This is a genomic window from Hungatella hominis (assembly GCF_014288005.1).
Classification (GTDB): Bacteria; Bacillota; Clostridia; order Lachnospirales; family Lachnospiraceae; genus Hungatella; species Hungatella effluvii.
Genome location: NZ_JACOPB010000011.1, coordinates 83,528 through 95,330, shown reverse-complemented (window position 1 = coordinate 95,330; position 11,803 = coordinate 83,528). Strand labels below are relative to the sequence as shown.

Annotated in this window: 12 protein-coding genes; all 12 read left to right on the top strand. The window is 51.3% G+C overall.

What is annotated here, in order from left to right; all coding sequences use genetic code 11:
• The first annotated feature begins 50 nt into the window (after positions 1–50).
• The 12 genes from H8S75_RS20960 to deoC all read left to right on the top strand — a co-directional run bounded on the left by H8S75_RS20960 (position 51) and on the right by deoC (position 11,797).
• Positions 51–320, top strand: coding sequence for a type II toxin-antitoxin system RelB/DinJ family antitoxin (locus H8S75_RS20960; protein ID WP_055659015.1), 270 nt, complete (start codon positions 51–53; stop codon positions 318–320).
• A complete protein-coding gene (locus H8S75_RS20955) occupies positions 313–591 on the top strand; it encodes a type II toxin-antitoxin system YafQ family toxin (protein WP_187023242.1) in 279 nt (92 codons plus the stop codon). Before H8S75_RS20960 ends, H8S75_RS20955 begins: the two co-directional genes overlap by 8 nt.
• A gap of 491 nt (positions 592–1,082) precedes the next feature.
• Entirely contained in the window at positions 1,083–2,576 is a 1,494-nt protein-coding gene (locus H8S75_RS20950) for a YjjI family glycine radical enzyme (RefSeq protein ID WP_187023241.1), read from the top strand.
• On the top strand, positions 2,573–3,544 hold the full coding sequence (locus H8S75_RS20945; protein WP_187023240.1) for a radical SAM protein: 972 nt from the start codon (positions 2,573–2,575) through the stop codon (positions 3,542–3,544). The genes H8S75_RS20950 and H8S75_RS20945 overlap by 4 nt, the downstream gene beginning before the upstream one ends.
• Positions 3,545–3,612: 68 nt before the next feature.
• Positions 3,613–4,704, top strand: coding sequence for a BMP family ABC transporter substrate-binding protein (locus H8S75_RS20940; RefSeq protein ID WP_187023239.1), 1,092 nt, complete (start codon positions 3,613–3,615; stop codon positions 4,702–4,704).
• A 65-nt stretch (positions 4,705–4,769) separates the two neighbouring features.
• Positions 4,770–6,305, top strand: a complete 1,536-nt coding sequence (locus H8S75_RS20935; protein ID WP_187023312.1) for an ABC transporter ATP-binding protein — start codon at positions 4,770–4,772, stop codon at positions 6,303–6,305.
• Positions 6,298–7,422, top strand: a complete 1,125-nt coding sequence (locus H8S75_RS20930) for an ABC transporter permease (RefSeq protein ID WP_187023238.1) — start codon at positions 6,298–6,300, stop codon at positions 7,420–7,422. The genes H8S75_RS20935 and H8S75_RS20930 overlap by 8 nt, the downstream gene beginning before the upstream one ends.
• A complete protein-coding gene (locus tag H8S75_RS20925) occupies positions 7,415–8,335 on the top strand; it encodes an ABC transporter permease (RefSeq protein WP_110323911.1) in 921 nt (306 codons plus the stop codon). The genes H8S75_RS20930 and H8S75_RS20925 overlap by 8 nt, the downstream gene beginning before the upstream one ends.
• Before the next feature lie 522 nt (positions 8,336–8,857).
• Positions 8,858–9,577, top strand: a complete 720-nt coding sequence (locus H8S75_RS20920) for a Crp/Fnr family transcriptional regulator (protein ID WP_002601355.1) — start codon at positions 8,858–8,860, stop codon at positions 9,575–9,577.
• A gap of 26 nt (positions 9,578–9,603) precedes the next feature.
• Entirely contained in the window at positions 9,604–10,386 is a 783-nt protein-coding gene (gene udp / locus H8S75_RS20915; RefSeq protein WP_187023237.1) for a uridine phosphorylase, read from the top strand.
• Positions 10,387–10,401: 15 nt separating this feature from the next.
• Entirely contained in the window at positions 10,402–11,109 is a 708-nt protein-coding gene (gene deoD / locus H8S75_RS20910; protein WP_187023236.1) for a purine-nucleoside phosphorylase, read from the top strand.
• A gap of 19 nt (positions 11,110–11,128) precedes the next feature.
• Positions 11,129–11,797, top strand: a complete 669-nt coding sequence (gene deoC / locus H8S75_RS20905; protein ID WP_187023235.1) for a deoxyribose-phosphate aldolase — start codon at positions 11,129–11,131, stop codon at positions 11,795–11,797.
• The last annotated feature ends 6 nt before the right edge of the window (positions 11,798–11,803 follow it).

Below are 11,803 nucleotides of genomic sequence, written 5' to 3'. Positions count from 1 at the left end.
TGACGTTGTTAACACATTGTGCTATAATCTTATTAAAGGAGATGATAACAATGGCAAAGACATCAAACATAAATATTCGGATTGACCCTGACATTAAAGAGCAGGCCGAGCATTTGTTTTCAAAGTTTGGAATAACGATTACAGATGCAATAAATATGTTTCTTCATCAAAGTATTAACGTTGGCGGAATTCCATTTGAGTTAAAAGTTGAGAAGCCAAATGCGGTTACTTCAGCTGCTATGGATGATGCCGTTAATGGAAAAGATATACATGGTCCCTTTGACAGTGTGGAAGCTTTGATGGAGGATCTCAATGCTTAAAGTCGAGTATCAGGGGCAATTTAAAAAGGATTATAAGCTGGCAGTTAAAAGAGGCTGTAACCCGAAGCTTCTGGCCGATGTAATTACCATGCTGGTAAATGAGAAGCCGCTGCCGCCAAAGTACAAAGACCATAGCTTGGCAGATTCCCGGAATTATAAAGGAATGAGGGAGTGCCACATACAGCCTGACTGGCTGCTGGTATACCAAATCAACAACGAAATGTTAATTCTTCGGTTAATTAGAACTGGTACTCACAGTGATTTGTTCTGAAGGACGCCCTGAACCATTCTGGTTTAGGGCGCTATTGCTTTTTCTGCTAAGTCTGAAGCATTCTCTGCGAGCTTTTGCGGCAGGAAGCTGCTTTTTGCACAATATGTATATTCAATGAGTTGTTTAAGTTGGCGTTTTGTTTTTTTCATATCTTATTTTTTATTCTGGAAACACTGTCGTTCTTTATTGCTAAAATGTGTAATGAACATTCTCCTATCCGGACTGGTGCACCTTCCCGAAATCCCCCCACCCCTTTATTGCAAATCACTAATTTTTCGATCACAGTCGTTAAAAAGAGGACTTGTGTCCTTTTTGTATCTACTTTTTGTCTAAAAAATGGCTCGTAAAAATGTGATATTTTCACAAAGTGGATAATATTTCCATGAAAAGGGACATAAGTCCTTTTAAAATAAAAAAACCATTGCTACAATGTGATTATTACAAAATGAAAAGAGACATAAGCTCCATTGAAAAAGAAAGAGGTGGAATGCATGAATAAGGTTTTAGACATTGTGACATCGAAGGGACTGACGTATGAACAGAAGGTGGTGGCCCTGGCCCATGCGGCGGAGAACAGTCTGGAGGTACTGGAGATACCGGAGAAGACCCGTCACTATATGGAGACCGGAGCCATCTGTGACCTGGACGAAGGCCATGCGCCGTACCGGCCAAGATATATCATGCCGGATTACGAAGCGGCGATAAAAAAAGGGTGTGAATTTCTGCAGCTTGACCCGCCGAAGGATCTTGACGAGGTGATTCAGTTCCTGGAGATTTTGTACCGCCATGTGCCCTCCATTACCAGTTATCCCGTTTATCTTGGCAGCATCGACCGCCTGATCGAACCGTTTCTCGAAGGTGTGAGCGATGAGGAAGCGGAGAAAAAGCTGAGATTGTTCCTGATTTATCTGGACCGAACCATTACCGACGGGTTCTGTCATGCAAACCTTGGCCCGGAGGAGACGAGAACCGGACGGATCATCCTGAAGCTGGAAAAAGAGCTTCAAAATGCGGTGCCGAATCTGACACTGAAATATGATCCGGATATTACGCCGGACTCCTATGGAGAACTGGCGCTCTATACCTCCCTTTACTGCGCAAATCCGGCCATCTGCAACCACCGGATGCACAAGGATACGTATGGGGACTACGGCATTTCCAGCTGTTACAACATTCTGCCCATTGGAGGCGGCTCCTACACACTGACGAGAATCGTCCTTCCGAAGCTGGTTCCCGAGGCAGAGAGCAGAGAACAGTTTCTGACGGAGGTCCTTCCGGACTGTCTGCAGCGTATGGGGGACTATATGAACGAGAGAATCCGGTTCCTCGTGGAAGAATCAAATTTCTTCGAGACCTCGTTCCTCTCCAGAGAGGGGTTTATTTCCAGGGATAAATTCCTTGCCATGTTCGGAGTCGTGGGGCTGGCGGAATGCACAAATCTGCTGATGGATGACCCGGATAAGATCTACGGAAGCGATCAGGAAGCGGACCAGCTGGCAGACCAGATCATGCAGGTCATCGCGGAATATGCGGAGACATCGAAGGCGCTTTACTCGGAGGTATTTCATGGCCATTTTGCACTCCACGCGCAGGTCGGCATCGACTCGGACCACGGAATTACGTCCGGAGTGAGGATTCCGGTTGGAATGGAACCGGAACGCATGTATGACCACCTTCGCCACAGCGCGCGTTTCCATCGCTTTTTCCCGACCGGATGCGCGGATATCTTTTCCTTTGACCCAACCGGCAGAAATAATCCGGCGGCCATGCTGGATATCGTTAAGGGGGCATTTTCCCTGGGGGATAAATACATAAGCTTTTATGCGTCGGACAGCGATTTAGTCCGGATTACCGGCTATCTGGTGAAACGGAGCGAGATGGAAAAGTATTACGAGGGCGAGGCGGTGCTTCAGAATACGGTGTATCTCGGAGGAGATAACTACCGGAATGCACATCTGGAAAACAGGAAAGTGAGGGCGCTATGAGCATGGTCCCTCCCGAGGCCGTGATTAATAAGATTATTCCATTAAGCGTTGTGGACGGTCCGGGCTGCCGCACCTCCGTATTCGTCCAGGGCTGCAATATCGCCTGCGCCTATTGCCACAACCCTGAGACACAGCAGTTGTGCAGCGGCTGCGGCCTCTGTGTCAGCCAGTGCCCGGCGGGAGCGCTGTCGATTCAGGTAAATGGAGGAGACGAGCCGGAGGGCGGAGAAGCACGGAATGGCGGAAAAGCACGGAATGGCGGAGCAGTATCGAAGGAATATAAGCATGACAGCGTAATCTGGGATGAGAGCCTTTGTATGCAGTGCGATACCTGTATTCGCGTCTGTCCCAGCCATGCGTCTCCAAAGGTGCGCCGGATGAGCGCAGAAGACGTGTGGAAGGAAATTGAAAAAAACATGCCGTTTATCCAGGGAATCACCGTTTCCGGAGGTGAATGTGCCTTGTATCCTGAGTTCCTCACAGAGTTGTTCCGGCGGGCAGGAAAAGCGGGGCTTACCTGTTTCCTGGACAGCAACGGCTGTGTGGATTTGTCCCAATATCCACGGCTCATGCAGGTGACGGATCAGGTGATGTTAGATGTAAAGGCGTGGGATCACAAAGTCTTTGGACGGCTGACAGGCGGAGATGTTTCCATAGTAAAGAAGAATCTTAAAAATCTGGCGGAACACGGAAAATTATTCGAAGTGCGGCTGGTCTGCCTGGACTCGGGGCACGAGGGGGAAAACCGGCAGGAACGGGTTCCCGAAGTGGATATGGAGGCGGTCATCGCAGGCGTATCCCGGGAAGCAGCTCCCTATTTGAAGGAGTTCCGGCTGAAGCTGATCACCTTCCGTCAATATGGAGTGACTGGAAGTCTTAAGGAGGCGAAAAGTCCGTCCCGGGAACGCATGGAAGCGCTTAAGAATTTGGCGGTCAGATACGGGTTTCAGGATATTCAGGTTGTATAAAGGATCGTACAGGGTAAAAAACTATACGTGACTATAAATTAAAAAATGCAGATGGAGGAATTGGCATTATGAAACTCAGAAAAGGAATTGTATTTGGATTAACGGCGGCAATGGCACTGTCTCTTACAGCATGCGGAGGCGCAAAGACAGGAAGTACAACAGCGGAAAGTGCAAAGACAGAGAACACAGAAAATGCAGGCGGTGGGACATCGGAAGGCAAGAGCAGCTTTTCTGTTGCGATGATCACGGACACGGGCGGAATCAACGACCAGTCCTTCAACCAGTCGGCATGGGAAGGTCTGACCGAGTTAAAAGAAGAAAAAGGAGTAGAAGTTAACTATATTGAATCAAAACAGGCGTCGGATTTCGTTACGAACCTGGAGAGGCTGGGAGACAACGGCGCCAACCTTTTATGGGGCGTGGGCTACGCCTGTGCGGATGCAGTACTGGAAGCAGCGGACAGCAATCCGGATATTCAGTATGCAATTATTGACAATGCCTATGATGATACGCCGGACAACGTAACGGGAGTAATGTTCCGGGCTGAGGAGCCCTCCTTTATGGTCGGTTACGTGGCGGGCCGTATGACGGAGACCGGCAAGGTCGGCTTCGTGGGAGGCATATCTTCCGGTCTGATTGACCAGTTCCAGTACGGTTATGAGGCGGGCGTCAAGTACGCGGCAAAGGAACTGGGCAGGGATATCGATATTTCCGTTCAGTATGCGGAAAGCTTCAGCGATGCGGCGAAAGGAAAAGCCATTGCCACAAAGATGTATTCAGACGGCTGTGACGTGATTTACCATGCCGCAGGCGGAAGCGGAACCGGCGTGATCGAGGCTGCAAAGGAAGCGGACAAATGGGTAATCGGCGTGGATAGAGACCAGGCTTACTTAGCGCCGGAAAACGTTCTGACATCAGCGCTTAAGCTGGTTGGTAAAGCTGTAAAGGAAGTTTCCATCGAAGCAATGGAAGGCGAAACGATTGGCGGACAGACACTGACATTCGGCTTAAAGGAGGACTGTGTAGGCATTCCGGAAGAACACGGCAACATGGCGGACGGCGTTTATGAGGATACGCTGAAGGTAGCGGAATCCATCAAAAACGGGGAACTGGTTCCGCCAACCACAAAAGAAACGTACGAAGCATTCATAGCAGAATAGGGACGAATGATTTTACACCGCAGTACCAGCAGGGCTGCGGTGTAAAAATGAAAGGAGAAATCGAGATGGCCACGGTGAGCAGCGACTATGCGGTTCAGATGCATGGGATCACAAAGCGTTTCGGGGCATTTTACGCTTTGAAAAATATGAATCTGGACGTAAAAAAGGGCAGCATCCATTCCCTTCTGGGTGAAAATGGGGCAGGAAAAAGTACACTGATGAATGTGCTGTACGGTCTTTATCAGGCCGACGAGGGCGAGATTTACATAGGCGGAAAGAAGAAGGATATTAAAAATCCCAATACGGCGATCATGAGCGGCATCGGTATGGTTCATCAGCACTTTATGCTGGTAGAGGATTTTACGGTGACGCAGAACATCATTCTTGGCAATGAGACCACTTCCCACGCAGGAATCGTGGATATGAAAAGGGCCAGAAAACAGATTCTGGAAATCGTCGAAAAGTATGGTCTGGAGGTTGATCCGGATGCAAAAATCAGTGATATTTCCGTGGGAATGCAGCAGCGAGTGGAGATTTTAAAAGCCTTGTACCGGGGAGCTGAACTGCTGATCCTGGATGAGCCTACTGCGGTGCTGACTCCTCAGGAAATCGAAGATCTTCTTTCCATCATGCACAATCTGGTGGATGACGGAAAAGCCATCATTATTATCACCCACAAGCTAAAGGAAATCAAGGCGTCCTCCGATACCTGCACAATCATTCGCCGCGGAGAGTATATCAATACCATATCGGTCGAAGAGGTGACGGAGCAGGAGCTGGCAACGCTCATGGTGGGCCATGAGGTGAAGCTGGTGGTGGACAAGACACCTGCAAAGCCCGGGGAAACCGTGTTGGAGATTAAAGATCTGGTTGTGAAGAACGAGAGGAAGCTGGACGCGGTAAAGGGGCTTAACTTAACCGTGCGGAAGGGTGAGATCGTGGGGATTGCGGGTATCGACGGCAACGGCCAGAAGGAACTGGTAGAAGCGATTAACTGTCTCGTGCCCGCGGAGAAGGGAACCATTACAGTCAATGGAAAAGCGGTTGGCAACACAAATCCGCGCACCGTCATCGACAGCGGGATCAGCACGATACCGGAGGACCGGCAGAAACGCGGCCTGGTACTGGATTTCACGGTCAATGAGAACGCGGTGCTGGAGAGATACCGCCAGGAACCATTTTCCAGAAAAGGTATTCTGAATAAGAGGGAGATGGAGCTGTTCACCAAAAAACTGATCGGGGAATTTGACGTCAGGCCAGAGGACTGTGGTTCGAAGCGGGCAGGCGGCTTATCTGGAGGAAACCAGCAGAAGGTCATTATCGGCCGTGAAATCTCCATGAACCCGGATGTGCTGATTGCGGTTCAACCCACCCGCGGACTGGATGTGGGAGCCATCGAGACCGTGCATAAGACACTGATCCGCGAGCGCGACAAGGGAAAGGCGGTGCTCCTCATTTCTTTTGAGCTGGATGAGGTAATGAATGTCTCTGATACCATTGCGGTGATCTACGATGGAAAAATCCAGGATACGTTTCCACAGGGGACCGTGGATGAAAATACGATTGGCCTGTTGATGGCAGGAGGAAAGAATCATGAATAAAACTGTTCATATTTTGAAAAAGCCGCTCACGATGACCCTGATTGCCATCTTTTTTGGGTTTTTGGTCGCCGGAATCATTCTGGCTGCGGTCGGATATCCGCCTGTTCAGTCGCTGGGCGTTCTGTTAAACGGTGTTTTTTCGAGTCCCAAGCATATGTCTAACGTGATTATCAAAAGCACGCCTCTGATTCTGACCGGAATCGGAGTGGCCTTTGCATTTAAAACCGGCCTCTTTAATATCGGTGCGGAGGGGCAGTTTATTATGGGCTGTGTCGCGGCCACCGTGGTCGGAATTGTCTGTGATTTCCCACCGGTGATTCAGATCCCCCTGGTGCTGGGAGCGGGAGTAGCGGCAGGCGCGGTATACGGAGGAATTGCAGGCTTTCTGAAAGCAAAATTCGGTATCCATGAGGTTCTCACCAGCATCATGCTCAACTGGATTGCGCTCTATTTCTCCAACTATGTGTGCGGACTGGAGCGCTTCCATAAGCCGGACACCATCGGAACGTATGCGATCAACCGTTCCGGCTATACGATGATTCTGGGAAATTACAAGGCGACGGAAGGCGGGAAGGCCGCACTGATGCAAAATGAATTCCTGAAAAATACGCTTTTAAAGACAGACGTCAACGCCGGATTTCTCATTGCCATCATCCTTGCCGTGCTCGTATCTTTTCTGCTTTACAAGACGGCAAAGGGATTTGAGCTTCGCGCGGTCGGCGCAAACCGGTTTGCGGCGGAGTTTACGGGAATTAATGTGAACCGGAATATCCTGCATTCCATGCTGATTTCCGGCGCGATCTGCGGGCTGGCGGCAGCTCTTTACATAACAGGCAACTCTCCCCACGGAATCGCTACACTGGCGGCATTTGAGAATACCGGTTTTAATGGGCTGGCAGTCTGTCTGATCGCGGCAAGCTCTCCGGTTGGCTGTATCTTTGCGGGACTTCTGTTCGGCGGTCTCATTTATGGCGGCCAGACACTGCAGTACGAGGTGGGTGCACCGTCCGAGATTATCAACATTGTCATCGGCATTATCGTGTTCTTTGTTGCGCTGACCCATATTATTCCGCCGCTGGTGGAACGTCTGTCAAAGGGAGGAAAAAAACATGATTAACAGTCTGACATTGTTTATCGGCATTACACTGATGTATTCAACTCCTCTGGTTTTCGCCGCACTGGGCGGAGTCGTGTCAGAGAGGTCCGGAGTGACAAACCTGGGGATTGAGGGAATGATGACAATCGGAGCGGTCACGGGAGCTACGGTGGGATATTACTCGGGAAGCGCCTGGGCCGGATTTATCGCCGCGGGGCTGGCAGGCGGACTGATTGCGCTTCTCCATGCGTTTGCCGCCATTACCTGCAAAGCGGACCAGACGATCTCCGGAATTGCCATTAACTTAATCGGACCGGGTGTGGCGCTCTTCGTCTGCCGGCTGTTATTCGACGGTGCGACCATGTCGCAGCCGGTACCAAACAAGATTCCCAAGCTGTTCGGAGGACTGAAAGTACAGGGGGCTCTTCAGAATTTAAATGTGGATGTGACCGTTGTTCTCGCGCTTTTGCTGGCTGTGTTCATCTGGTTCTTTCTGTATAAGACAAAATGGGGCCTTCACATCCGGGCTGTGGGGGAACATCCGGCTGCTGCCGATACCATGGGTATCAATGTGTATGTGATCCGCTACATCTGTGTTCTGGTTTCCGGATTGTTAGCGGGATTTGGCGGAGCCGCCATGACTCTGGCCATTATTCCGCAGTTTACGCCGACCGCTATCAGCGGCCAGGGATTTATCGCGCTGGCGGCCGTTATTTTCGGTAAGTGGACGCCACACGGGGCGTATGGCGCATGTCTTCTGTTCGGCGCGGCCCAGGCGCTGACGGTAACGCTGGGAGGCGGGAACTTCGCAGTCCCGTCACAGATTCTCGCTATGCTGCCGTATTTTATTACGATTGTGATTCTAATTCTCTTTGTTGGCAAGTCCTCTGCACCTAAGGCAAGCGGCCAGCCGTACGAGAAGGGAGCCAGATAAAATTGAAGGGGACGCCTGCCGCCAGTCCAATCCGCCAGTCTGCTCCGCCTGGAACGGGAATGGGACTTTGGCGGCGGTGTGAGGAAAAAGCCGGAAGCCGGCGGGCAGAAGACGGCTCATGTTTCCTGAGCGGACGGGACTAAGGGCCGACAGGGGCCAAACGGGGGTACCGGGCAATTCGACCGAACTCTTGATGAGTTCGCTCTCAGTGCCCTCAGATTTTCGTCCTGTAAACGAAAATCTGCCCCCCGTTTGCCCCCTGCCCGCCCTAAGTCCCGCCACACTCCGGAAAAAATCGCCGTCTTCTGCCCGCCGGCTTCCGCCTTTTTCCGGCCAGGGTACGGAAAAGTCCCATTCCCGTCCCAGGCGGAGCAGACTGGCGGATTGGACTGGCGGCAGGCTGGGACTGGTATGCCATAAAGGGAAAAATAATAAAAAATTTATGAGGAACAGTAGACTTTTTTTGTGAAATGATGCAAACTAGAGGGAGAGGACGGCGAGGATGGATGAAGGAGGTAGACCATGAATGATGTTGTATCTTTGATCAACGAGCTGCGCAGCGAAGAACGCGAGTATCTGAATAATTATCTGGCAAACGCGCCTAAGTGGCTGTTGGAAGCATTTCAGATCGTGCGTCTGAAGAAGGGAACCACGTTCATCCATGAAAACGCGCATGTGGACACTGTATACATTCTGGTAGAGGGAATTGTGAAGGCGACGGATTACCGCATTCAGGAGGTGGCGTACGATTACACGCGATTTTATCCCATCGAGGTGTTCGGGGCCATGGAATTTCTCATGGGATACGATTTATATAAGACGACCTTAATGACGGAGACGGACTGCCGCTTCCTCTGCGTGTCCAAGGACCAGTTCAGCCGTTGGATGCTGACGGATATCCACGCGGTGCTGGAACAGGTGAAGGCTATGAGCGTTTATCTCGTGGAGCAGGTGAGGAAGGAGCGTCTCTTTCTCTTCCTTCAGGGAATCGACCGGCTTTTTCTTCTGTTTATGCAGATATACCGGGATTCAGCCAGACGGGGGGTCTGCCGGATTCATTTGACGAGAAAGGATTTGTCCAACAGCACGGGGCTGTGTGTGAAGACGGTAAACCGGTGCGTAAGCCAGATGGAGGAAGAGGGATACATTTCCCGGGAGGGAAGGGGAATCTTAATCAGTGAAGAACAGTACCAGCGAATTAAATCGGCTATGGCGGATAAGATAGATGAGAATGATATATAACGGATTGAGAGAAAGGGAGGTCATTTATGACAAACTATTCGGAAAACGAAGGGAAACAGTATCATATCCAGGTGGGAAGGGGCGATGTGGGCCGGTACGTCATCATGCCGGGCGACCCGAAGCGGTGCGCGCTTATTGCGAAATATTTTGACGATCCGAAGCTGATCGCGGACAACCGGGAGTATGTGACGTATACCGGAACGCTTGACGGAACGCCAGTCAGCGTTACCTCCACCGGAATCGGCGGACCGTCGGCTTCGATCGCCATGGAAGAGCTGGTGATGTCGGGGGCGGATACCTTTATCCGTATCGGCACCTGCGGCGGGATGGATATCAATGTTAAGAGCGGGGACCTGGTGATTGCCAATGGAGCTATCCGCATGGAGGGCACCAGCCGCGAATATGCGCCTATCGAATTTCCGGCGGTTCCCGATTTTGATGTGACGAACGCCCTGGCAGCGGCGGCGAAGAAGCTGGAAAAACCGTATCACGTCGGCGTCGTCCAGTGCAAGGATTCTTTCTATGGCCAGCATTCACCGGAGACGAAGCCGGTATCGTATGAGCTGATGAATAAGTGGAACGCCTGGCTGCGTCTGGGCTGCAAGGCTTCTGAGATGGAGTCGGCGGCGCTGTTTATTGTGGCCAGCGCGCTGAAGGTGAGAGCGGGATCGGTATTTCTCGTTATGGCTAACCAGGAGAGGGCAAAGGAAGGGCTTGAGAACCCGATCGTCCATGACACGGATGCGGCCATCCGGACAGCTGTCGAGGCTATTCGGATGATGATTCAGGAAGAAAACAGCAGAAATTGAGAAGGAGACAGGCAAATGAGTATGATACCAACAGCCCACAACGGGGCGAAACAGGGAGAGATAGCGAAGACAGTACTGATGCCGGGCGACCCTCTGCGTGCAAAATATATTGCGGAGACGTATTTGGAAAATCCGGTGCTGGTGACATCGGTGCGCAACATGTTCGGTTATACCGGAACGTATAAGGGAAGAGAGATCTCCGTCATGGGCGGCGGAATGGGAATGCCGTCTGTGGGCATTTACACGTATGAGCTGTTCCATTTCTATGGCGTGGAGCAGATTATCCGCATCGGTTCCGCAGGAGCCTTACAGGATGGGGTAAAGCTTATGGACGTGGTAATCGGCATGGGCGCCTGCACGGATTCCAACTATGCTTATCAGTACGGCCTCCCTGGGACATTTGCCCCTATTGCTGACTACGGTCTGCTGGCGAAAGCGGTGGATACGGCGAAAGCACAGGGGACCCATGTGGTGGTAGGCAATATCCTTTCTTCCGACATTTTCTATAACGCGGACACTACCGTAAATGACAAGTGGCGCAGTATGGGCGTATTGGCCGTGGAGATGGAAGCTGCCGCGCTGTATATGAACGCCGCGGCTGCGGGAAAGAAAGCGCTTTGTATGCTGACAATCTCGGATCTGATCTACGGCGAGGAGAAATTAAGCGCCGAGGAGCGCCAGCTGGGATTCGGTAAGATGATGGAGATTGCTCTGGAACTGTAAGGAGGCACAGGAGGAAAATATGGACGGAAAAGAAACGTTAAAGTATGTGGATCATACGCTGCTGACCCAGACGGCAACCTGGGAAGAAATCAGGAAGATCTGTGATGAGGCCATGGAATTTGGGACCGCGTCGGTCTGCATTCCCCCTTCCTATGTGAAGGCGGCGAAAGAATATATGAAGGACCGCATGGCGGTCTGCACGGTGATCGGTTTTCCGAACGGTTATTCCACGACCGCGGTAAAAGCGTATGAGACAAAGGACGCGATTGCGAACGGAGCCGATGAGATTGACATGGTCATCAACATCGGCTGGGTGAAAGACGGCAGATACGACCGCGTGGAGGAGGAGATCCGCACGTTAAAGGAATGCTGCAAAGATAAGATATTAAAGGTCATCATCGAGACCTGCCTTCTCACCGATGAGGAGAAGATCCGTATGTGCGAGGTCGTAACCCGTTCCGGCGCGGACTTTATCAAGACATCCACCGGATTTTCCAAAGCGGGAGCAACCTTTGACGATGTGGCTCTTTTCAAGGCTCATGTGGGAAAAGAGGTAAAGATCAAAGCCGCAGGCGGCATCTCGTCGCTCTCAGATGCGGAAAGGTTCCTGGAGCTGGGCGCGGAGCGCCTGGGAACCAGCCGGATGATCAAGCTGGTAAAGCAGGAGAAGAGTGACGGCGGATATTAAGGGCGG